The 20,767-nt window shown below is 69.0% G+C and carries 22 protein-coding genes; 19 read left to right on the forward strand and 3 right to left on the reverse strand.

Annotated features, from left to right (window positions below):
• The first annotated feature begins 94 nt into the window (after positions 1–94).
• Genes PcP3B5_RS03325 through PcP3B5_RS03335 form a run of 3 tightly spaced genes read left to right on the forward strand, consistent with a single transcriptional unit; the run spans position 95 to position 2,541 of the window.
• A complete protein-coding gene (locus tag PcP3B5_RS03325; protein WP_061560571.1) occupies positions 95–1,111 on the forward strand; it encodes an aminoglycoside phosphotransferase family protein in 1,017 nt (338 codons plus the stop codon).
• Positions 1,108–1,782: an N-acetylmuramate alpha-1-phosphate uridylyltransferase MurU gene (gene murU / locus PcP3B5_RS03330; RefSeq protein WP_061560572.1), complete on the forward strand. Its 675-nt coding sequence runs from the start codon at positions 1,108–1,110 to the stop codon at positions 1,780–1,782. The genes PcP3B5_RS03325 and murU overlap by 4 nt, the downstream gene beginning before the upstream one ends.
• Entirely contained in the window at positions 1,783–2,541 is a 759-nt protein-coding gene (locus tag PcP3B5_RS03335; protein ID WP_009615593.1) for a DnaJ domain-containing protein, read from the forward strand.
• 14 nt (positions 2,542–2,555) lie between these two features.
• On the opposite strand, the gene PcP3B5_RS03340 is transcribed toward PcP3B5_RS03335, so the two are convergent.
• Entirely contained in the window at positions 2,556–3,596 is a 1,041-nt protein-coding gene (locus PcP3B5_RS03340) for an alpha/beta hydrolase family protein (RefSeq protein ID WP_061560573.1), read from the reverse strand.
• 143 nt (positions 3,597–3,739) lie between these two features.
• On the opposite strand from PcP3B5_RS03340, the gene PcP3B5_RS03345 reads away from it, so the two are divergent.
• The 10 genes from PcP3B5_RS03345 (at position 3,740) to trpE (ending at position 16,117) form a co-directional block, all read left to right on the forward strand.
• On the forward strand, positions 3,740–6,163 hold the full coding sequence (locus tag PcP3B5_RS03345; RefSeq protein ID WP_145923846.1) for a PAS domain-containing sensor histidine kinase: 2,424 nt from the start codon (positions 3,740–3,742) through the stop codon (positions 6,161–6,163).
• A 39-nt stretch (positions 6,164–6,202) separates the two neighbouring features.
• Positions 6,203–6,832, forward strand: a complete 630-nt coding sequence (locus tag PcP3B5_RS03350) for a response regulator (RefSeq protein ID WP_009615596.1) — start codon at positions 6,203–6,205, stop codon at positions 6,830–6,832.
• Between the two features lie 142 nt (positions 6,833–6,974).
• Entirely contained in the window at positions 6,975–8,012 is a 1,038-nt protein-coding gene (locus PcP3B5_RS03355) for an ABC transporter substrate-binding protein (RefSeq protein ID WP_145923968.1), read from the forward strand.
• A gap of 345 nt (positions 8,013–8,357) precedes the next feature.
• A complete protein-coding gene (locus PcP3B5_RS03360) occupies positions 8,358–9,467 on the forward strand; it encodes an ABC transporter ATP-binding protein (RefSeq protein WP_009615598.1) in 1,110 nt (369 codons plus the stop codon).
• Positions 9,468–9,508: 41 nt separating this feature from the next.
• Complete coding sequence (locus PcP3B5_RS03365) at positions 9,509–10,567, forward strand: ABC transporter substrate-binding protein (protein ID WP_009615599.1); 1,059 nt, start codon at positions 9,509–9,511, stop codon at positions 10,565–10,567.
• A 174-nt stretch (positions 10,568–10,741) separates the two neighbouring features.
• A complete protein-coding gene (locus PcP3B5_RS03370) occupies positions 10,742–11,989 on the forward strand; it encodes an ABC transporter permease (protein WP_009615600.1) in 1,248 nt (415 codons plus the stop codon).
• Between the two features lie 13 nt (positions 11,990–12,002).
• Entirely contained in the window at positions 12,003–12,830 is an 828-nt protein-coding gene (locus tag PcP3B5_RS03375) for an ABC transporter permease (RefSeq protein ID WP_058073262.1), read from the forward strand.
• A gap of 230 nt (positions 12,831–13,060) precedes the next feature.
• On the forward strand, positions 13,061–13,735 hold the full coding sequence (gene rpe / locus PcP3B5_RS03380; RefSeq protein ID WP_043269271.1) for a ribulose-phosphate 3-epimerase: 675 nt from the start codon (positions 13,061–13,063) through the stop codon (positions 13,733–13,735).
• A complete protein-coding gene (locus PcP3B5_RS03385; RefSeq protein ID WP_009615605.1) occupies positions 13,735–14,559 on the forward strand; it encodes a phosphoglycolate phosphatase in 825 nt (274 codons plus the stop codon). Before rpe ends, PcP3B5_RS03385 begins: the two co-directional genes overlap by 1 nt.
• A 70-nt stretch (positions 14,560–14,629) precedes the next feature.
• The gene (gene trpE, locus PcP3B5_RS03390) at positions 14,630–16,117 is read left to right on the forward strand and encodes an anthranilate synthase component I (RefSeq protein ID WP_043269267.1); all 1,488 of its coding nucleotides are present in this window, start codon (positions 14,630–14,632) and stop codon (positions 16,115–16,117) included.
• Positions 16,118–16,288: 171 nt separating this feature from the next.
• Here trpE and PcP3B5_RS03395 read toward each other — a convergent pair whose 3' ends face one another.
• Positions 16,289–16,597 (reverse strand): pyocin activator PrtN family protein, encoded by a 309-nt coding sequence (locus tag PcP3B5_RS03395; protein WP_043319249.1) that lies wholly within the window; start codon positions 16,595–16,597, stop codon positions 16,289–16,291.
• Positions 16,598–16,726: 129 nt separating this feature from the next.
• Complete coding sequence (locus tag PcP3B5_RS03400; protein WP_043269263.1) at positions 16,727–17,485, reverse strand: XRE family transcriptional regulator; 759 nt, start codon at positions 17,483–17,485, stop codon at positions 16,727–16,729.
• Between the two features lie 395 nt (positions 17,486–17,880).
• On the opposite strand from PcP3B5_RS03400, the gene PcP3B5_RS03405 reads away from it, so the two are divergent.
• The 6 genes from PcP3B5_RS03405 to PcP3B5_RS03430 all read left to right on the forward strand — a co-directional run bounded on the left by PcP3B5_RS03405 (position 17,881) and on the right by PcP3B5_RS03430 (position 20,736).
• Positions 17,881–18,090, forward strand: coding sequence for a TraR/DksA C4-type zinc finger protein (locus PcP3B5_RS03405; RefSeq protein WP_061560576.1), 210 nt, complete (start codon positions 17,881–17,883; stop codon positions 18,088–18,090).
• Between the two features lie 17 nt (positions 18,091–18,107).
• Positions 18,108–18,467: a PA0613 family protein gene (locus PcP3B5_RS03410; RefSeq protein ID WP_009615611.1), complete on the forward strand. Its 360-nt coding sequence runs from the start codon at positions 18,108–18,110 to the stop codon at positions 18,465–18,467.
• Positions 18,468–18,509: 42 nt separating this feature from the next.
• Entirely contained in the window at positions 18,510–19,016 is a 507-nt protein-coding gene (locus PcP3B5_RS03415; RefSeq protein WP_237143071.1) for a GNAT family N-acetyltransferase, read from the forward strand.
• Positions 19,017–19,296: 280 nt separating this feature from the next.
• The gene (locus tag PcP3B5_RS03420; protein WP_058073259.1) at positions 19,297–19,629 is read left to right on the forward strand and encodes a phage holin family protein; all 333 of its coding nucleotides are present in this window, start codon (positions 19,297–19,299) and stop codon (positions 19,627–19,629) included.
• 28 nt (positions 19,630–19,657) lie between these two features.
• Positions 19,658–20,176: a hypothetical protein gene (locus tag PcP3B5_RS03425; RefSeq protein WP_058073258.1), complete on the forward strand. Its 519-nt coding sequence runs from the start codon at positions 19,658–19,660 to the stop codon at positions 20,174–20,176.
• Entirely contained in the window at positions 20,173–20,736 is a 564-nt protein-coding gene (locus tag PcP3B5_RS03430) for a phage baseplate assembly protein V (RefSeq protein ID WP_061560577.1), read from the forward strand. The genes PcP3B5_RS03425 and PcP3B5_RS03430 overlap by 4 nt, the downstream gene beginning before the upstream one ends.
• Positions 20,737–20,767: the final 31 nt, after the last annotated feature.

Below are 20,767 nucleotides of genomic sequence, written 5' to 3' on the forward strand. Positions count from 1 at the left end.
CAGATTCGGCCATAGCCACTCGATGGGCTCAAAAAGATGCTGGATAATAAAGCATGACCCGCGCAACGGCTAGGGCCGTGGAGAACCCCCAAAGATGTCTGAGGATGCCCGTTACCAGCTCCTGAATCGCTGGTTGGACTCTTGTTTACCCGTAGTGTTCAGTGCCGAGGGATGGGGGCCGGTGCCGCCCGCCGAGCTCACCCCGGCCAGCAGCGACGCCAGCTTCCGCCGCTATTTCCGCTGGCAGGGCGAGGGCCGCACGCTGATCGTCATGGACGCGCCGCCGCCCCAGGAGGACTGCCGCCCCTTCGTCAAGGTGGCCGGCATGCTCGCCGAGGCCGGCGTGCACGTGCCGCGGATTCTCGCCCAGGACCTGGAGCAGGGCTTGCTGCTGCTCGACGACCTGGGCCGCCAGACCTACCTGGACGTGCTCAACCCGCAGAACGCCGAGGAACTCTTCGAGGATGCCCTGGACGCCTTGGTGGCCTTCCAGCAGGTGCCGGCCGAAGGCCGCCTGCCGGCCTACGACGAGGCGCTGCTGCGCCGCGAGCTGGGCCTGTTCCCCGAGTGGTACCTGGGCCGTCACCTGAACATCGAGCTGCAAGGCGAGCAACTGGCGCGCTGGCAACGCACCTGCGACCGCCTGGTGAGCAGCGCGCTGGAGCAGCCGCGGGTGCTGGTGCATCGCGACTACATGCCGCGCAACCTGATGCTCAGCGAGCCGAACCCCGGCATCCTCGATTTTCAGGATGCGGTGTACGGCCCGGTGACCTACGACGTCACCTGCCTTTATAAGGACGCCTTCCTCAGCTGGCCCGAGCCGCGCGTGCATGACGGCCTCAGCCGCTACTGGCGCAAGGCCCAGGCCGCCGGCATCGCGTTGCCGCCGACCTTCGAGGAGTTCTTCCGCGCCAGCGACCTGATGGGCGTGCAGCGCCACCTGAAGGTGATCGGCATCTTCGCGCGCATCTGCCACCGCGACGGCAAGCCGCGCTACCTGGGCGACGTGCCGCGCTTCTTCCGCTACCTCGACAGCGTCGTCGCCCGCCGCCCCGAGCTGGCCGACCTGGGTGCGCTGCTCGCCGAGCTGCCGCAACCGGTGGCGCCATGAAGGCCATGCTCCTCGCCGCCGGCAAGGGCGAGCGCATGCGCCCGCTGACCCTGCACACGCCCAAGCCGCTGGTGCCGGCCGGCGGCCGGCCGCTGATCGAGCACCAACTGCTGGCCCTGCGCCGCGCCGGTTTCCACGACCTGGTGATCAACCACGCCTGGCTGGGCCAGCAGATCGAGGACTACCTCGGTGATGGCTCGAGCTTCGGCGTCGCCATCCGCTACTCCGCCGAAGGCGAGCCGCTGGAGACCGGCGGCGGCATCTTCCGCGCCCTGCCGCTGCTCGGTGAGGCTCCCTTCGCCCTGGTCAACGGCGACATCTGGACCGACTTCGACTACGCGCGCCTGCCAGGCGCGCTGGCCGAGGGCGACCTGGCGCACCTGGTGCTGGTGGACAACCCCGGGCACAACGCCCGTGGCGACTTCCATCTGCAGGGCGGGCGCGCCAGCGACTATCGCGAGGGCGAGCCCAGCTACACCTACAGCGGCATCGCCGTACTGCACCCGGCACTGTTCGCCGCCTGCACGGGCGGCGCCTTCAGGCTGGCGCCGCTGCTGCGCGAGGCCATGGCCGCCGGCCGTGTCAGCGGCGAGCTGCACCGCGGGCGCTGGGTGGATGTCGGCACCCACGAGCGCCTGGCCGAAGTCGAACGTCTGCTGGCGGCCGGCTGAATGTTCTGGCCGGGCACCCTGATAGGCATAGTCGCCGGCTGGGCGCTGGCGAGCATCCCCGGGGCCATGCTTGGCGGCCTGCTCGGCCAGGTGCTGGACCGTCGCCTGCGCCGGCGCAGCTGGCGCGAACTCCTCGATGAGCTGCGCGGCGGCGCGCGGGTGCCGGAGGAGGAGCTGCTGTTCCTCCTGCTCGGCCGCGTGGCCAAGAGCCGCGGCCGCGTGCAGGACGCGCATATCCAGCAGGCGCGGGCGGAAATGTTGCGCCTGGGCCTGGACGAAGCCGGCCGTCTGCGCGCCATCGATGCCTTCAACCGCGGCAAGCACGGCGGGCCGCGCCTGGAGGAGGGCGTGCAGCAGTGCCGGGGCCTGCGACCCAGCGTCGACGGCCTGCTGCAGGCCTGCTGGCGCATGGCCTGGGCGGCCGGCGCGCCGAGCGCGGCGGAGAAGGCGCTGATCCTGCGCTGGGGCGAGAGCTTCGGCCTGCCGCGCGCCACCGTGCTGTCCCTGGCCGCCGGCGCCGAAGCCCTGCGCGCGCCGCCGAGCCGGGCGGAAAGCTATCGCCAGGCGCTGCGTTTATTGGGCGTGGAGGACGACAGCCCGGTGGAGGAGATCAAGCGCGCCTACCGCCGGCTGATCAGCCAGCACCACCCGGACAAGCTGGCCGGCGCCGGCGAGGCGCGCATCGCCGCCGCTACCGAGAAGACCCGCGAGATCCAGCAGGCCTATGCCCTGGTCCGCGAGCGCCGCGGCTTCCGCTAGGGCTCGGGGCCGGTTTACTCGGCGGGCGCCTGCTTGATGTGCAGCGACAGCCAGCCGCGGATGCGCCGGTAGAGCTGGTCCTGCTCGGTGGCGCGGTCGGCCGGCAGGGCGTTCATGCCGATCTGCACGTAGGTCTTGCCGGTTTCGCGCCGGCTCGCCTGCAGGCGGGCCTTGGCGGCTTCGCGGTCGACGCGCCTGTCCTTGTAATAGAAGTCGCCGGTGGCCAGCTGCAGGCGCGGCACCATGTCTTCCAGCGCTGGGCGGAAGTCCCGCGGCACTTCGGCATCGACGATCAGCAGGTTGTGGATTTCGCCGGGTTCGCGCTCGGCCAGGTAGCGTGCCGCCCAGTAGGCGCCGGTGCCGTGGCCGAGGAGGACGATGCTCCTTGGCTTGCCTTGCAGGGCGAAGTCGAGGCCGGCCTGGATGCGCGCCATGACCCGCTCGGCATAGGCCTTGCGCCGCTCGATGGCCGCATCCGGCGCCGGCGGCGCCTCGCTGCTGGCCTGGGCCGGTTCGCCGCTGCCGGCCTCGGCGGTGCTTTCCGGGGTGGGCGTGGCGGCGCCGGATTCGCCCTGGACGTCCTTGCTGCTGGCGCCGGCGTCGCTGTCGGCGGCGGCCTTGTCCGCGCTTTCCTTGCGCGGCACCGGCTGGCTGTCCTGCGGGTCGGGCAGGCCGAGGGCGAGGGTCTGCCAGCCGGCGTCGGGCAGCTTGCGCCGCAGCGGGCCCACCGCCACCGGCCAGTCGGGGTTCTCGCCGTCGCCGGGGACGATGATCACCACGCCCTCGGCCTGCGGCGCGTTGGCCGGCAGCCACAGGGCGAGGAAGCTTTCCTCGCCGGCCTGCAGCGTCTGTTGCTGCTTCTGCGGCAGGCGCTGCTGCAGGGCGCTGGCTTCGTCCTGGCTGCGTTCCTCCAGGGCCGGGCGCGCGGGCGCTGCCGGCGCCACCGCCGGGCCGGGCGGGCTGGCCGGTGTGTCTTCGGCCCAGCCCGGCACCAGGGGCGCCAGGCTCAGGGCCAGGCAGAGGGCGAGGCGGGTAGGCTGTGCGGGACGGGACATGGGGCGGGTTCCTTGCGTGGCTCGGGCTGGCCTGGCAAAACGGCCAGACTAATCCCTTGTTTCTGCTTTGTCAGGCGCCGGCCTTTCCGGGTTCCCCCCGCCATGGGGTAATGTAGGCGCGCTTTTTTTCTCGGGGAGCGGGCATGGGACGACTGTGCTGGAACGCCGTGGCGGCGTTCCTGTTGTGCATTCCATTGTGGGGCGCCGCGCAGGACGCGCCGCCCGGCGTGCCCCTGGACGCCGCCCAGCGCGCCTGGCTGCAGGCGCACCCGCAGCTGCGCGTCGGGGTGGTCCTGGATGCGCCCTACGCCCAGCAGGACCGGCGCCTGCAGCAGCTCTCCGGCGCCCATGTCGAGCTGCTCGACTGGATCGCCGGCGCGTTGCAGGTGAGCCTGCAGTGGCGCGTCTATGCCGACCAGGACGAACTGGAGCGTGCCGCCCGCGCCGGCGAAATCGACCTGGCGCCGGGGCTCGGCCAGACCCCTTCCAGCCTGCGCGACTGGCTGTTCTCCGACCCCTACCTGCGGGTGCCGCGCCTGCTCATCGGCTTCCGCGACGGCCCTGGCTCCGTGGAGCTGGAGCGCCTGGGTGTGCTCGAACCCGTGGCGCTGCGCGGCCCGGGCGCGGTATCCGATTACCTGCGCGGCACCTATCCGGGCCTGGAGTTGCAGCTCACCGACAGCGACCGCGAAGCCCTGCGCCGGGTGCTCGGCCAGGAGGCCAGCTATGCGGTGGTCGACGAGGCGCACCTGGCCCGCCTCAGCCGCGAGGTCGAGTTCTCCGGCTTCCGTGTGCTGGCCGACATCGGTTATCCACAACTGCTGCGCCTGGCCACCCGCCGCGACCTGCCGGAGCTGGCCGGCATCCTCGACGCCAGCCTGCGCGCCCTGCCGGCCAAGCAGCTGGACCAGTTGCACGAGCGCTGGCTGCAGCCGCAGTACCCGCGCCTGGGGCAGTCCCTCGGCTTTTGGCAGAACCTCTGCATCCTCCTCGGCCTGTTGCTGGTACTGGCCCTGACCACCGCGCTGTGGCTGCGCCACCAGCGCAACGTGCTGGAGCAGCGCCTGCTCGCCGCGCGCCGCGACATGGAGCTGCGCCAGGCGGCCGAGGAAGCCCTGCGCCTGACCCAGTTCGCCATCGACAGCAGCACCGTGGGCATTCTCTGGGTCAACTGGGACAGCCACGTGCGCTACGCCAACCGCGCCGCCGAGGACATGCTCGGCTACGCCCCCGGCGAGGTGATCGAGCGGCCCCTGGCGGACTTCGAGCCCGGCCTGGACATGGACGCCTGGCTCGACCTCTGGCGCCGCGCGCGCAACAGCGAAGAAGGCCCGCTGAGCTTCGAAAGCCACCTGCGCCGCGCCGACGGCCAGTGGCTGCCGGCGGAAGTGTCGCTGAGCTTCCTGCGCTTCGGCGGCTCGGAATACCTGCTGGTGTTCCTCAACGACGCCACCGAGCGCCGCCGCGCCCGCGCCGCCCTGGAAGAGAGCGAGGCGCGCCTGCAGGGCATCGCCGCCAACGTCCCCGGCCTGGTGTTCCGCCTGGAGCCCAGCGCCCCGGGCGGCTCCGACTTCGCCCACCTCAGCTTCATCAGCGGCGGCAGCGAGGCCTCGCTGGGCTATTCCCCCGGCTACCTGCGCGAAAGCGGCCTGGGCATCCTCGGCCTGGTGCACCCGGGCGACCGCGACGGCTACCTCGCAAGACAACTGGAAGCGGTGGCCGGCGGCAAGAACTGGCACTGGCAGGGGCGCATCCTGACCCGTTCCGGCGAGCCGCGCTGGGTGGACATCAAGGCCACCGCGCGGCGCCTGGACGACGGCCGCCTGGCCTGGGACGGCGTGGTCTGGGACATCAGCGAGAACAAGCAGATCGAGCTGGAGCTGGCGCAGTCGCGGGCGCAGCTGCGCGAGCTGTCGGCGCACCTGGAGAGCGTGCGCGAGGAAGAGAAGGCGCGCATCGCCCGGGAAGTGCATGACGAGCTGGGCCAGGTGCTGACCGTGCTCAAGCTGGAGACTTCCATGTGCGAGCTGGGTTACGGCGAGCTGGACCCCGGCCTGAGCGAGCGCCTGGGCAACATGAAGAAGCTCATCGCCCAGCTGTTCCAGCTGGTGCGTGACGTGGCCTCGGCCCTGCGCCCGCCGATCCTCGACGCCGGCATCGGCTCGGCGCTGGAGTGGCAGGCGCGGCGCTTCGAGACGCGCACCGGCATCCCCTGCCTGGTCGAGGTGCCGGAGAACCCGCCGCGCCTGGGCGACGCCAAGGCCATCGGGCTGTTCCGCATCCTCCAGGAGGCGCTGACCAATGTCATGCGCCACGCGCAGGCGCATACTGTGGAACTGGCCCTGCGGGTGGAGGGCGACGAACTCTGCCTGAGCATCAGCGACGATGGCCGCGGCTTCGACACCGCGGCGGCCTGGGGCGGCAGCTCCTTCGGCCTGGTCGGCATGCGCGAGCGCGTGCTGATGCTCGGCGGCGAGCTGGAGATCGACAGCCAGCCGGGGGAGGGCAGCAGCCTGCGGGTGCGCGTGCCGCTGGATGCGGGGGAATTGCCGGAGCCGGGGCCGTAACGGGGCCGGCGCGGTTTTGTCTGTTCGGGGGAGGGCAGCGTGATTCGAGTACTGGTGGCCGAAGACCACACCATCGTCCGCGAGGGCATCAAGCAACTGATCGGCATGGCCAAGGACCTGCAGGTGGTGGGCGAGGCCACCAACGGCGAGCAGTTGCTCGAAACCCTGCGCCATGTGCCCTGCGAGGTGGTCCTGCTGGACATCTCCATGCCCGGCGTCAACGGCCTGGAGGCCATCCCGCGGATCCGCGCGCTGAACGATCCGCCGGCGATCCTCATGCTGTCCATGCACGACGAGGTGCAGATGGCCGCCCGCGCGCTGAAGATCGGCGCCGCCGGCTATGCCACCAAGGACAGCGACCCGGCGCTGCTGCTCACCGCCATCCGCAAGGTCGCCAGCGGCGGCCGCTACATCGACCCGGAACTGGCCGACCGCATGGTCTTCGAGGTCGGCCTGACCGACTCGCGGCCGCCCCACGCGCTGCTCTCCGAGCGCGAGTTCTCGGTGTTCGAACGCCTGGTCAAGGGCGAGGGCGTCAACGAGATCGCCCAGCACCTGGCGGTCAGCAGCAAGACCATCAGCACCCACAAGGCGCGGCTGATGCAGAAGCTCGGCGCGCATTCGGTGGCCGACCTGGTCAAGTATGCCGTGGAGCACAAGCTGGTCTGAAACGGCGCGCGGCGGGGCGATTCGCCGATGCTTATGTGAGTCCCTTCCGGTTTTTGCAACGCCCGGCTACCTCGCCGGCTGGCGAAAGGGAATCATTGCCCGCTCAGTGGGGTACTTCATCAGAACAAGGAGAAGAAGGATGTTGTTGCGAGCGGTACGGGGCGGGCTGCTGGCCGGCCTGCTGGGGACTGTCGCCACGCCGGCGCTGGCGGACTACGTGACAGTGATTTCCTTCGGCGGGGCCAACAAGGCGGCCCAGGAGAAGGCCTTCTACGAACCCTTCAAGACGGCCACCGGCACGGCGGTGGTGCACGGTTCCTACAACGGCGACCTGGACAAGCTCAGGCAGATGGTGGAGATCAGCCATGTGTCCTGGGACGTGGTCGAGGTGGAGGCGCCGGAGCTGGCGCGCGGCTGCCAGGAGGGCCTGTTCCAGAAGCTCGACCAGCGCCTGATCGGCGACCCCGCCGACTTCGTGCCCGGCGCGGTGCAGCCCTGCGGCGTCGGCATCTTCGTCTGGACCACCCTGCTGGCCTACAACCAGGACAAGCTGCAGGGCAAGCCCCAGGGCTGGGCCGATTTCTGGGACCTGAAGAAATTCCCCGGCAAGCGCGGCCTGCGCTGGGGCGCCAAGTACAGCCTGGAGTTCGCCCTGATGGCCGACGGCGTGGCGCCCAAGGACGTCTACCAGGTGCTGGGCACCCCGGGCGGCGTCGACCGCGCCTTCCGCAAGCTCGACGAGATCAAGCCGAGCATCCACTGGTGGAAGTCCGGCCAGGACCCGGTGCGCGACCTGTCCGACGGCACCGTGGTCATGAGCTCGGCCTACAACGGCCGCATCGCCGCGGCCCAGCCCGAGCAGAAGGGCCTGCGCATGGCCTGGGCCGGCGGCATCTACGACTTCGACTTCTGGGCGTTGCCGTCCGGGGCGTGGAAGAAGGAGCTGGCGGAGAAATTCATCGCCTTCGCCAGCCAGCCCGAGCAGCAGAAGGTCTATGCGCAGAACATCGCCTACGGCCCGACCAACCGCAAGGCGGTGGAGCAGCTCGACCCGCAGGTGGCCGCCAACCTGCCCACCGCGCCGCGCAACATGGCCGACGCGCTGGGCATGAACGTGGCCTTCTGGGCCGAGCATGGCGATGCTCTGGAGAAGCGCTTCCAGGACTGGGCCAAACGCTGAGAACCTGCCTACGATCTGCTACGCGTCGGCATGACTGCGTTGAGAACAGGCGAGCGATGCTCATTTAGCGGCCTGAACACCGCTCACTCGCCTGTTCCCGCCTTGTCCTGCTCTAGCTCGCGAGATCGTAGACAGGCTCCAGGTCGCTTTCGGATATGCCGGTGTCGCAGTCAATGCGACGCCGGCTTTCTGCGACTGATAGCCACACTTTTCGTGTAGGGATCGCCCTACAGACGATCCTCTTCTACCCTTATAGCAAGTTCTCTTCCCGCCCGATTTGCGCGCGCTGCAGGCTTCTCTAGTCTTGCTTCACGGCAACTTCTTACAAATACAAAAGGTGCGGTTATGGCCGAGACTCAGGCGAACGATGTGCTGGTGAGCTTCCGTGGCGTCCAGAAGAGCTACGACGGCGAGACGCTCATCGTCAAAGACCTCAACCTGGATATTCGCAAAGGCGAATTCCTCACCCTACTGGGGCCGTCCGGTTCCGGCAAGACCACCAGCCTGATGATGCTGGCCGGTTTCGAAACCCCCACCTCCGGCGAGATCCAGCTGGCCGGCCGCTCCATCAACAACGTCCCCCCGCACAAGCGCGACATCGGCATGGTGTTCCAGAACTATGCCCTGTTCCCGCACATGACCGTGGCGGAGAACCTGGCCTTCCCGCTTTCCGTGCGCGGCATGAGCAAGACCGACGTGGCCGAGCGCGTCAAGCGCGCGCTGTCCATGGTCCAGCTCGACGCCTTCGGCGGGCGCTACCCGGCGCAGCTCTCCGGCGGCCAGCAGCAGCGCGTGGCCCTGGCCCGGGCGCTGGTCTTCGAGCCGCAGCTGGTGCTGATGGACGAACCCCTGGGTGCGCTCGACAAGCAGCTGCGCGAGCACATGCAGATGGAGATCAAGCACATCCACCAGCGCCTGGGCGTGACCGTGGTCTACGTGACCCACGACCAGGGCGAGGCGCTGACCATGTCCGACCGCGTGGCGGTGTTCCACCAGGGCGAGATCCAGCAGATCGCCCCGCCCCACGAACTCTACGAACACCCGCGCAACTCCTTCGTGGCCAACTTCATCGGCGAGAACAACCGCATCGCCGGGCAACTGGCGAGCCACGAGGGCGAGCGCTGCGTGGTGACCCTGGCGCGTGGCGAGAAGGTCGAGGCGCTGGCGGTGAACGTCGGCCAGCCCGGCGACCCCGTCAGCCTGTCGATCCGTCCCGAGCGGGTGCGCCTGAACGGGCACAGCGAAAGCTGCGTGAACCGCTTCTCCGGCCGTGTGGCCGAGTTCATCTATCTTGGCGACCACGTGCGCATCCGCCTGGAGGTTTGCGGCCGCACCGATTTCTTCGTCAAGCAGCCGATCGCCGAGCTCGACCCTGCGCTGAGCGTGGGTGATGTGGTACCGCTGGGCTGGGCCGTGGAGCACGTGCGTGCCCTCGACCCGCTGTCGGCGGCCTGATTCGAAGAAAAACAAACCAGCACACTGTGGAGAGAAGAATAATGTCGAAGTCCCCGTTCCACCCGTCGAAGGCCGGCCTCAAGCTCGCCGCGCTGACCCTCGGCCTGGCTTGCGCCGCGCAGTCCATGGCGGCCACCGATCTGACCGTGATCTCTTTCGGCGGCGCCAACAAGGACGCCCAGACCAAGGCTTTCTACCAGCCCTTCGAGAAGGCCACCGGCAACAAGATCGTCGCCGGCGAGTACAACGGCGAGATGGCGAAGGTGAAGGCCATGGTCGACACCAACAGCGTGACCTGGGACCTGGTCGAGGTGGAATCGCCGGAACTGGCCCGCGGCTGTGACGAAGGCATGTTCGAGGAAATCGACCCGGCCATCCTTGGCAAGGCCGAGGACTACGTCCCCGGCGCCGTGAGCAGCTGCGGCGTCGGCTTCTTCGTGTGGTCCACCGTGCTGGCCTACAACGCCGACAAGCTCAAGACCGCCCCCACCGGCTGGGCCGACTTCTGGGACCTGAAGAAGTACCCGGGCAAGCGCGGCCTGCGCAAGGGCGCCAAGTACACCCTGGAATTCGCCCTGATGGCCGACGGCGTCGCGCCCAAGGATGTCTACAAGGTGCTGGCCACCAAGGAAGGCCAGGACCGCGCCTTCAAGAAGCTCGACGAGATCAAGCCGAGCATCCAGTGGTGGGAAGCCGGCGCCCAGCCGCCGCAGTACCTCGCCTCCGGTGACGTGGTGATGAGCTCGGCCTACAACGGCCGCATCGCCTCGGTGCAGAAGGAAAGCAACCTGAAGGTCGTGTGGAACGGCGGCATCTACGACTTCGACGCCTGGGCCATCCCGAAAGGCGACAAGAAGAAGGAAGAGGCCCTGAAGTTCATCGCCTTCTCGGTCAAGCCCGAGCAGCAGAAGATCTACGCCGAGAACATCGCCTACGGCCCGGTGAACAAGAACACCGTGAACCTGCTGGACAAGGGCGTGCAGGCCAACATGCCGACCACCCCGGAAAACATCGCCAACCAGGTGGGCATGGACGTGACCTTCTGGGCCGACTACGGCGAGCAGCTGGAACAGCGCTTCAACGCCTGGGCCGCCAAGTAAGGCAGGCCCCGCCGCCCGCCCGGGCGGCAACCGCGGCAGCGATGCCACGGCCCGCAGGCCCTGCGGGCCGTTCCCGCCGGGAAAAGCTCCCGGTGCGGCGGCGCTCGCCGTGACACACCCGATACACCACACCTTGGCCGCCCTCGCGGGCGGCCCGTTTTACCGGAGTTCGCTATGGCCACCGCTGTGTCCTTGAACGAGGTCGCCGGCCCCACCCTGAAGCAGCGCCTGGCGCGTGCGGAGCGGATGAACCGCCTGAAATCCCAGGCGCTGGTCCTGCCGCTGCTGCTGTTCCTTCTGCTGACCTTCCTGGTGCCGATCGCCGCGCTGCTCTACAAGAGCGTGTACAACCCCGAAGTGGTCGGCTCGCTGCCCAAGACGGTCAACGCCATCACCACCTGGGACGGCAAGTCGCTGCCGCCGGACGCGGTCTACCAGGCCCTGAGCGAAGACCTCTACGCTGCGCGCAAGAACCAGACCATCGGTGACCTCTCCAAGCGCCTGAACATGGAACTGGCCGGCTACCGCAGCCTGATGGCCAAGACCGCCCGCGCCCTGCCGTTCAAGGAGCAACCGGCTTCCTACAAGGACGCCATGGAGACTATCGACGAGCGCTGGGGCGACCCGGCCTACTGGCAGGTGATCCGCCGCAACGCCAGCAGCATCACCCCCTATTACCTGCTCGCGGCCCTCGACCACCGCATCGACGACCTCGGCGAACTGGCCCCGGCCACCCCGGACCAGTCCATCTACCTGGACATCTTCGCCCGCACCTTCTGGATGGGCGCGGTGATCACCGTCATCTGCCTGCTGCTGGCCTACCCGCTGGCCTACCTGCTGGCCAACCTGCCGACGCGCAAGAGCAACCTGCTGATGATCCTGGTGCTGCTGCCGTTCTGGACCTCCATCCTGGTGCGCGTCGCGGCCTGGATCGTGCTGCTGCAGTCCGGCGGGCTGATCAACGGCGCGCTGCTCAAGCTGGGCCTGATCGACCAGCCGCTGCAACTGGTGTTCAACCGCACCGGCGTGTACATCGCCATGGTGCACATCATGCTGCCGTTCATGATCCTGCCGATCTTCAGCGTGATGAAGAGCATCTCGCCCAGCTACATGCGCGCGGCCATCTCCCTGGGCAGCCACCCGTTCGGCGCCTTCTGGAAGGTCTACTTCCCGCAGACCGTGGCCGGCGTCGGCGCCGGTTGCCTGCTGGTGTTCATCCTGTCGATCGGCTACTACATCACCCCGGCCCTGTTGGGCAGCCCGAACGACCAGATGGTCAGCTACTTCGTCGCCTTCTACACCAACACCACCATCAACTGGGGCATGGCCACGGCCCTGGGCGGCCTGCTGCTGTTCGCCACCCTGGTGCTGTACGTGATCTACGGCTGGCTGGTGGGCGCGAGCCGCCTGCGCCTGAGCTGAGGAGAGAAAGACGATGCTGAGTCCCTACATGTCCCCGGTCGAGCGCCTGTGGTTCTACACCCTGCGCATCCTCTGCGGCCTGGTGCTGCTGTTCCTGGTGCTGCCGGTGCTGGTGATAGTGCCGCTGTCGTTCAACTCCGGCACCTTCCTGGTCTACCCGCTGCAGGGCTTCTCGCTGCGCTGGTACGCCGACTTCTTCCACAGCGCCGAATGGATGCGCTCGCTGACCAACAGCATGATCGTGGCCCCGGCAGCCACCTTCCTGGCGATGGTCTTCGGCACCCTGGCGTCGATCGGCCTGACCCGCGGCGAGTTCCGCGGCAAGGCCCTGGTGATGAGCCTGGTGATCTCGCCGATGGTGGTCCCGGTGGTGATCATCGGTGTGGCCGCCTACCTGTTCTTCGCCCCGCTGGGCCTGGGCAACAGCTACATCTCGCTGATCATCGTGCACGCGGTGCTGGGCGTGCCCTTCGTCATCATCACGGTGTCGGCGACCCTGCAGGGCTTCAACCAGAACCTGGTGCGCGCCGCCGCCAGCCTGGGTGCGCCGCCGCTGCTGACGTTCTTCAAGGTGACCCTGCCGCTGATCGCCCCCGGGGTGATCTCCGGCGCGCTGTTCGCCTTCGCCACCTCGTTCGACGAAGTGGTGGTAACGCTGTTCCTCGCCGGCCCCGAGCAGGCCACCCTGCCACGCCAGATGTTTAGCGGCATCCGCGAGAACCTCAGCCCGACCATCGCCGCCGCGGCGACCCTGCTGATCGGCTTCTCGGTCCTGCTGCTGCTGACCTTGGAATGGCTGCGCGGCCGCAGCGAGAAACTGCGCACCGCCCCCAGCGCCTGATCCGCCGCTCCTACGCCGCAGGCGGGGACGGCTTTTCGTAGGATGGCGTTGAGCGAAGCGATACCCATCACTGCAACCGCATGGGTTTCGCAAGCTCAACCCATCCTACGAAAAGCGCCTCGGCGCAGCTTGCAAGACAGTTGCTCCTACAACCATCGCCTCGATCCCCCTCGCTCGCTCCGAGCGGCTACAATGCGCGCCATCCGTGATTCCGCCCACAGAGGTGCGCCATGCAACCCTACGCCATCGCCCCGTCGATTCTCTCCGCCGACTTCGCCCGCCTGGGCGAGGACGTGGACAAGGTGCTCGCCGCCGGTGCCGACATCGTTCACTTCGACGTGATGGACAACCACTACGTGCCGAACCTGACCATCGGCCCGATGGTCTGCTCGGCGCTGCGCAAGTACGGCGTCACCGCGCCCATCGACGTGCACCTGATGGTCTCCCCGGTGGACCGCATCATCGGCGACTTCATCGAGGCCGGCGCCACCTACATCACCTTCCACCCCGAAGCCAGCCAGCACATCGACCGCTCCCTGCAACTGATCAAGGACGGCGGCTGCAAGGCTGGCCTGGTGTTCAACCCGGCCACCTCGCTGGACGCGCTCAAGTACGTGATGGACAAGATCGACATGGTCCTCCTGATGAGCGTGAACCCCGGCTTCGGCGGGCAGAAGTTCATCCCCGGCACCCTCGACAAGCTGCGCGAGGCGCGTGCGCTGATCGACGCCTCCGGCCGCGACATCCGCCTGGAGATCGATGGCGGGGTGAACGTGAAGAACATCCGCGAGATCGCCGCGGCGGGCGCCGACACCTTCGTCGCCGGCTCGGCCATCTTCAACGCCCCCGACTACGCCGAGGTCATCCGCGCCATGCGCGCCGAACTGGCGCAGGCCGGCAAGTGATGAGCGCTGCCCAAGCGCTGTTCGCCGGGCGCCTGCCGCGCCTGGTGATGTTCGACCTGGACGGCACCCTGGTGGACTCGGTGCCGGACCTGGCCGCCGCGGTGGACAAGGCCCTGCTCGGCATGGGCCGCGCTCCCGCCGGGCTTGAGCAGGTGCGCCACTGGGTCGGCAACGGCGCCCGGGTGCTGGTGCGCCGCGCCCTGGCCGGCGGCATCGAGCATGAAGGCGTCAGCGAGGAGGATACCGAGCGCGCCCTGGCGCTGTTCATGGACGCCTACGCCGACAGCCACGCGCTCACCGAGGTCTACCCCGGCGTGGTGGACACCCTGAAATGGCTGAAGAAACAGGGCGTGGAGCTGGCGCTGATCACCAACAAGCCCGAGCGCTTCGTCGCCCCGCTGCTGGACGAGATGGGCCTGGGCAAGTTCTTCCGCTGGATCGTCGGCGGCGACACCCTGCCGCAGCAGAAGCCCGACCCGGCCGCGCTGCTGTTCGTGATGAAGGCTGCCGGCGTTGCGCCCGGCGAGGCGCTGTTCGTCGGCGACTCGCGCAACGACGTGCTGGCCGCCAAGGCCGCCGGGGTGCGCAGCGTCGGCCTGACCTACGGCTACAACCACGGCCGGCCGATCGCCGAGGAGCAGCCGAGCCTGGTGCTGGACGACCTGCGCCAACTGCTGCCTTGCTTCGACCCGGGCAAAGCGATAGTGTTGCCGGACGACGGTTCCAACCCCGCCCATCGAGACTCCAACGTGCTGGACACGGCTCCCCGCAAACTCTGGATGAAAGTCATCAAGGCCCTGGCCCGCTGGCGCTGGCGCGCCTGACATTCCTCCGGCCGGACCTCCCGGCGCCCGTTTGCCACTGCCCGTTCCACCTCCTCGCACGAGACCGCTCATGAACCGCGACGCATTCCAGCGGCTGGCCGCCGAAGGCTACAACCGCATCCCCCTGACCTGCGAAACCCTCGCCGACTTCGACACCCCGCTGTCGATCTACCTGAAGCTCGCCGACGGCGCCAACAGCTACCTGCTGGAATCGGTGCAGGGCGGCGAGAAGTGGGGCCGCTACTCCATCATCGGCCTGCCGTGCCGCACCGTGCTGCGCGTCTACGGCCACAGCGTGAGCATCAGTGTCGACGGCGTGGAAAGCGAGCGCTTCGACTGCGAGGACCCGCTGGCCTTCGTCGAGCAGTTCAAGGAGCGCTACCGCGTACCGACCCTGCCGGGCCTGCCGCGCTTCAACGGCGGCCTGGTCGGCTACTTCGGCTACGACTGCGTGCGCTACGTCGAGCCGCGCCTGGCGCAGTGCCCGAACCCGGACCCGCTGGGCAACCCGGACATCCTGCTGATGGTCTCCGACGCCGTGGTCGTCTTCGACAACCTGGCCGGCAAGCTGCACGCCATCGTTCTCGCCGACCCGGCCGAGGCGGACGCCTACGACAAGGGCCAGGCGCGCCTGGAGGAACTGCTGCAGCGCCTGCGCCAGCCGATCACCCCGCGCCGGGGCCTGGATTTCGCCGCGGTCAACGCGCCCGAGCCGCAGTTCCGCGCCAGCTTCACCCGCGAGGACTACGAGCGCGCGGTGGACACCGTCAAGGAATACATCCTGGCCGGCGACTGCATGCAGGTGGTGCCCTCGCAGCGCATGTCCATCGACTTCAAGGCCGCGCCCATCGACCTGTACCGCGCGCTGCGCTGCTTCAACCCGACGCCCTACATGTACTTCTTCAACTTCGGCGACTTCCACGTGGTGGGCAGCTCGCCGGAGGTGCTGGTGCGCGTGGAGGACGGCGAGGTCACGGTGCGCCCGATCGCCGGCACCCGCCCGCGCGGCGCCACCGAGGAAGCCGACCGCGCCCTGGAGCAGGACCTGCTGTCCGACGCCAAGGAAATCGCCGAGCACCTGATGCTCATCGACCTGGGCCGCAACGACGTCGGCCGCGTGTCGCAGACCGGTTCGGTGAAGGTCACCGAGCAGATGGTCATCGAGCGCTACTCCAACGTCATGCACATCGTTTCCAACGTCAACGGCCAGCTCAAGCCTGAGCTCAGCGCCATGGACGCCCTGCGCGCGATCCTGCCGGCCGGCACCCTGTCCGGCGCGCCGAAGATCCGCGCCATGGAAATCATCGACGAGCTGGAGCCGGTCAAGCGCGGCGTCTACGGCGGCGCGGTGGGCTACCTGGCGTGGAACGGCAACATGGACACCGCCATCGCCATCCGCACCGCGGTGATCAAGAACGGCGAACTGCACGTGCAGGCCGGCGGCGGCATCGTCGCCGACTCGGTGCCGGCGCTGGAATGGGAAGAAACCATCAACAAGCGCCGCGCCATGTTCCGCGCGGTGGCCCTGGCCGAACACACCGCGCGCCTCGAAGACTGAGCGCTGCTGCCGTAACGCAGAACGCCGTTTCCCCGGGAGGGGAAACGGCGTTTTCGTTGGTGCCCGCAGTTTTCCCGTAGGAGCGGACCTTGTCCGCGATAGCCGTAACCACCGGCGCGATTCGCGGGCAGGGCGCGCTCCTACATGGGGACGGCATGCTCGCTCACCCCATCACGCCTGCTGCCCCGCCCGGCGCCGGGCCAGGGCGGCATCCGCCAGGCTGGCGCGCTGCTCGACGTAGGCCGCCAGGTGATCCACCGCCACGTACTGCATGGCCTTGTGGCTGTCGTCCAGGGTGGTCACCGGCAGGGCGATGCGTCCGCAGGCCAGGGCCTTGCCGAAGTTCTCCCGGTTGAGGTTGCGGAACCAGCGCTCGCGCACCTGCTCCAGGGGCACCAGCACGTCGCCGAAGATCTGGTAGACCAGCGCCACGGTTTCCTGGCGTGGCGCCGGTTGGGTGTCGGAGTTCGACGGCAGCATGGCTTCCTCCTGCTTGCGGTTGTCGTTCGATGGAGGAAATATAGCTTTTGTTGTTTTTCCTGGCAATCGCCGTTCGCCCGGCTTTCCTTCGCGTAGAAGAAACCCCGCCGCGGCGGGGTTGGGGAAGGCTCAGCGAACCAGCGTGGGCGCGCGGCGATGGCGCACCGTCGACCACCAGAACACCCAGCCGATGATGCTCAGCTGGCTGGCCTGGATGGCCTGGGCGTCGTATTCCTCGTCGCCGTACTCGTCGCGGTTGAAGCTGCGCAGGCGGATGCCGCCGCCCGGCAGGCGGTAGAGGAACTTCACCCGCAGCATGCCCTCGTGCTCCAGGGCGTAGATCTCGCCGTCGGTGATATGCGTCGTCGCCGTATCGATGCCGATGGTGGAGCCATCCATGATCAGCGGCTCCATGCTGTTGCCGGTGAGCTGGGCGCAGATGGCCGCGTCCGGGTCGACCCCGGCGGCGCGCAGGGTGGCGTAGGAGAAACGCAGCTTGCGCCCCTCGATCTGGCGCACCGCGGTGCGCCCGGCGCCGGCGGACATTTCCACTTCCTTGTACAAGGGCAGTTCCACCTCGTCTTCGTCCAGCGGCGTGCTGCTGTCCCAGGGGTGCAGCGGTTCCAGGCGCAGCGGGCTGCCGTCGGCCGGTGGCGTGGCGGCCTGCGGCGAGCCTTCGCCGGTGCCCAGCCAGACCGGCGAGACGCCCAGGGCCGCGGCGATCTCGATCAGCTTGCGGGTGCTCTGCGCCTTGCCGGCGGTCAGCTTGTGGATGGTGTTCTGCGAGACCCCGGCCGCTTCGGCGAGGCTCTCCTGCTTGAGGTTGCGCGCGGCCATGGCCTGCTTGAGGCGCTCGGCGAGCGTAGAGGGGCGGGCTGTGCTGTTCATGTCGGCACTCTACCGCCCGCTCCGGGGAAGTGTAAATAGCTTTGGTGTTGACGATAAATAGCTTTGGTTGTAGCTTTTCCTTCGCCGGCCTTCTGAAGGTTGTTTCCGAGCCGGCGGCGGACGCGATCCGACACGAGGGTGCCGGCGCTTCCGTCTTCCGCGGCAGGGAGGCCGTGGGTTGCCTGTGGCCCGTGCGTCACGGGGCAGGCTGACGGCGGAAGCGGGCGAGGAGCGCACCGCTTCCGCACGGCGAGTGGCGTCCAGCTGAGCGCCACGCATCGACAAACAGCACGCGAATGACCTGGCAACGCGGCCGCAGGACGGCACGCGCAGGGCAGGTCGTCGCCCGGAGAAAAGCATGAACGCACCAGCGCAACACCACGGGGAGGCCGCCCATGGCTGATCTCGCCGACTACGCCAACGACTTGGCCCTGGAACGCCTCGACGCCCTGCTGGCGGCACGGCGCGCCAGCGAGCCGGAGCCCGCCGCCGCCGACTGCCAGGTCTGCGGCGAGCCCATCCCCGAGGCCCGCCGCCTGGCGGTGCCCGGCTGCAACCGCTGCCTGGACTGCCAGGCCCTGGACGAACTGGAGCGGCGCCGCTGAAGGCGCGGGAGGCAAACGTGATCAAGCCGATCGATGAAATGCTCAGGCTCTGGGCCGAGGAAATGCACAGCCCGGGCGTGGCCGGTGGCGGCTATGCCGGCGGCAACCTGCTGGCGCTGATGATCGCCAACAAGGGCGAGATGATCCGCGGCACCCGCGGCAGCCGGGTACTGCTCGACCGCGTCGCCGAGCTGGACCTGATCGTCAACGGCCTGCCCGAGCAGCAGAAGCAGGTGGTCAGCGAACACTACCTGAACCGCGACAGCGAACCCGAGCAGAAGTACCGCCACTGCCGCTGCAGCCGCAACACCTTCTACCTGCGCCTGCACGTGGCGCACCAGAGCATCCAGGCCCGCCTGCTGCGCCGCGTGGCCTGACCCCCGCCAAGCCCGGTCTCCCGCGCCGGGCTTGCTCCACCCATGCGCCGCTGCGCTATGCTCGCGGCCATGGACAGCACCTCCCTCACCCTGCGCCCCGCGAACCCGGCCGATGCCGAGGCGATCCTGCGGATACTCGGCGAAACCTACGAAACCACCTGGAAACCCCAACTGACCGCCGAAGCGCGAGCGCGCTTCGAAGCGGCAGGGCGCACCCGCGCCTACGTCCAGGCGCGCCTCGGGCATTTCCACCTGGCCTGCCTGGGCGGCGAGGTCGTCGGCCTGGTCGACTGGCGCGACGACTTCATCGATGCCCTGCACGTCTCGCCCCGCGCCCAACGCGCCGGCGCCGGCAGCGCCCTGCTGCGCTTCGCCGAACGGCGGATGGCCGCGGCCGGCCATGCGCAGGCGCGCCTGGAGACCGACACCTTCAACAGCCAGAGCCGCGCCTTCTACGCCAGGCACGGCTACGCGGAAATCGACTTCTACCCCGACGAGGAATGGCACAGCGGCTTCACCACGGTGCTGCTGAGCAAGCCCCTGGGCTGAATCGCAGTGCCTCGCCGGTGCGTTGCCGGTGCATTGCCCACCTATTGCGGTGCCAGGGCGGAAATGCCTTGTCCGGCCGGGAATCGGGGGGTACAAAGTCATCAATCTTGCAAAGGTGCGTCCCCAGGGAGCACCGCTGAAAACCTCGTCGAGCCCGGCCCCAGCGCCGGGCTTTTTCGTTTCCGCCGCCCGCTTTCGCGGCCTGCGGCCGTAATCCCCGGCTGGCTGATAGCCGCCGGTTCCGCCCGCCGGCGCGGGCGTTTGTCTTCAAGGTGAACCCATGGGCAATGAACCCGAGATGCCGCTGTGGGTATCGATCCTGCTGGCCGCCGTGGGCGGCGTCAGCGGCGAGATGTGGCGGGCCGACAAGGCCGGCCTGGGCGGCTGGGGGCTGCTGCGGCGCCTGGCGTTGCGCTCCGGCGCCTCGATCGTCTGCGGCGTGGCGGTGATGTTCCTGGCCCTGGCCTGCGGCGCCTCGCTGCTGCTCAGCGCCGCCGTCGGCAGCCTGACCGCGGCGGCCGGCGCCGAGATCGCCGTCGGCCTCTACGAACGCTGGGCGGCCCGCCGCCTGGGTGTCTGCCAATTGAGCGAGAGCGACCACGAGCGTCGCTGAACGAATCCATCGGAAACAGGGAGGCGCCATGCCTGACCAGGAGTTGACCCTCGAAAGCCTGCTGGCCGCCGTCGAACAGCGGCTGCGCGCGGTACTGCCGGAGGCCGTGCAGATACTGCGCGGCCCACTGGGCACAGCCACCCCGCAGCTACCCGCGCTGCTGCTGGAATACGCCGCGCTGGCGCCGGGCCGCGACCCCGGCACCGGCGAGACGGCGCTGCTGTGCCGCTTGCAGGCACGCCTGCTGCTGCAGCGCGACGACGCCGAGGCGGAAGTGCTGGCGCTGCAGCTGGCTTCGCTGATCGCCGTCCTGCTGCGTGCGCAGACCTGGGACCTGCCGCTGGAGCCGGCCGGCTTCGTCCAGGCCCGGCCCGAGGCCAGCGAGGCCTACCGCGTCTGGCTGCTGGAGTGGGACCAGCCGCTGCTGCTGGGCACGCCGGAATGGCCCTGGGAGGACCAGCCGCCGGGCTCGCTGCTGCTGGGCATCGAGCCGCAGACCGGCCCCGGCCACGAGGCCGACTACTTCGCCCCGGAGGACCTGGCATGAATCCGACCTACGTGAGCGCCGAGCACGACCGCATGCTCGCCTCGCTGATCGTGCCCTGCGTGGTGGTGGCCGTGGACCTGGCCGCCGCCAAGGTGCGGGTGCGCAATGGCGACTGGACCAGCGCCTGGGTCCGCTGGCACGCCCAGGGCGCAGGCCCGGCGCGGCACTGGCGGGCGCCGGGCATCGGCGAGCAGGGCGTATTGCTCAGCCCGTCCGGGGTGCTGGCCATGGGCACCTTCGTGTCCGGCCTGTACGGCGACGCCGGCGCCCCGGCGGACAGCCGCGACCACGTCGAGACCTGGCGCTTCGCCGACGGCGGCAGCCTGAGCTACGACTGGGCGGCGCACAGCTACAGCATCGAGCTGCCCAGCGGCAGCGTCACGGTGAAGGTGGGTGGGGCGCAGGTACTGGTCAGCGACGCCGCGGTCAGCGTCAAGGCCGGGCAGATCAGCCTGCAGGGCGAGGTGGCCATCCAGGGCAACCTGGTGGTGCAGGGCAACGTCACCAGCAGCGGCTCGATCATGGACACCACCGGCAACAGCAACCACCACACCCACTGAACCGCCACTTTCATCCACAGGCCCGCCACGC

Source organism: Pseudomonas citronellolis, from assembly GCF_001586155.1.
Lineage (GTDB): Bacteria > Pseudomonadota > Gammaproteobacteria > Pseudomonadales > Pseudomonadaceae > Pseudomonas > Pseudomonas citronellolis.

What these genes read in the sequence shown, in the direction of transcription:
- PcP3B5_RS03325 (WP_061560571.1), top strand. Translation starts at nt 95, where the DNA reads ATGTCTGAGGATGCCCGTTACCAGCTCCTGAATCGCTGGTTGGACTCT.
- murU (WP_061560572.1), top strand. Translation starts at nt 1,108, where the DNA reads ATGAAGGCCATGCTCCTCGCCGCCGGCAAGGGCGAGCGCATGCGCCCG.
- PcP3B5_RS03335 (WP_009615593.1), top strand. Translation starts at nt 1,783, where the DNA reads ATGTTCTGGCCGGGCACCCTGATAGGCATAGTCGCCGGCTGGGCGCTG.
- PcP3B5_RS03340 (WP_061560573.1), bottom strand. Translation starts at nt 3,596, where the DNA reads ATGTCCCGTCCCGCACAGCCTACCCGCCTCGCCCTCTGCCTGGCCCTG.
- PcP3B5_RS03345 (WP_145923846.1), top strand. Translation starts at nt 3,740, where the DNA reads ATGGGACGACTGTGCTGGAACGCCGTGGCGGCGTTCCTGTTGTGCATT.
- PcP3B5_RS03360 (WP_009615598.1), top strand. Translation starts at nt 8,358, where the DNA reads ATGGCCGAGACTCAGGCGAACGATGTGCTGGTGAGCTTCCGTGGCGTC.
- PcP3B5_RS03365 (WP_009615599.1), top strand. Translation starts at nt 9,509, where the DNA reads ATGTCGAAGTCCCCGTTCCACCCGTCGAAGGCCGGCCTCAAGCTCGCC.
- PcP3B5_RS03370 (WP_009615600.1), top strand. Translation starts at nt 10,742, where the DNA reads ATGGCCACCGCTGTGTCCTTGAACGAGGTCGCCGGCCCCACCCTGAAG.
- PcP3B5_RS03375 (WP_058073262.1), top strand. Translation starts at nt 12,003, where the DNA reads ATGCTGAGTCCCTACATGTCCCCGGTCGAGCGCCTGTGGTTCTACACC.
- rpe (WP_043269271.1), top strand. Translation starts at nt 13,061, where the DNA reads ATGCAACCCTACGCCATCGCCCCGTCGATTCTCTCCGCCGACTTCGCC.
- PcP3B5_RS03385 (WP_009615605.1), top strand. Translation starts at nt 13,735, where the DNA reads ATGAGCGCTGCCCAAGCGCTGTTCGCCGGGCGCCTGCCGCGCCTGGTG.
- trpE (WP_043269267.1), top strand. Translation starts at nt 14,630, where the DNA reads ATGAACCGCGACGCATTCCAGCGGCTGGCCGCCGAAGGCTACAACCGC.
- PcP3B5_RS03395 (WP_043319249.1), bottom strand. Translation starts at nt 16,597, where the DNA reads ATGCTGCCGTCGAACTCCGACACCCAACCGGCGCCACGCCAGGAAACC.
- PcP3B5_RS03400 (WP_043269263.1), bottom strand. Translation starts at nt 17,485, where the DNA reads ATGAACAGCACAGCCCGCCCCTCTACGCTCGCCGAGCGCCTCAAGCAG.
- PcP3B5_RS03405 (WP_061560576.1), top strand. Translation starts at nt 17,881, where the DNA reads ATGGCTGATCTCGCCGACTACGCCAACGACTTGGCCCTGGAACGCCTC.
- PcP3B5_RS03415 (WP_237143071.1), top strand. Translation starts at nt 18,510, where the DNA reads ATGCGCCGCTGCGCTATGCTCGCGGCCATGGACAGCACCTCCCTCACC.
- PcP3B5_RS03420 (WP_058073259.1), top strand. Translation starts at nt 19,297, where the DNA reads ATGGGCAATGAACCCGAGATGCCGCTGTGGGTATCGATCCTGCTGGCC.
- PcP3B5_RS03425 (WP_058073258.1), top strand. Translation starts at nt 19,658, where the DNA reads ATGCCTGACCAGGAGTTGACCCTCGAAAGCCTGCTGGCCGCCGTCGAA.
- PcP3B5_RS03430 (WP_061560577.1), top strand. Translation starts at nt 20,173, where the DNA reads ATGAATCCGACCTACGTGAGCGCCGAGCACGACCGCATGCTCGCCTCG.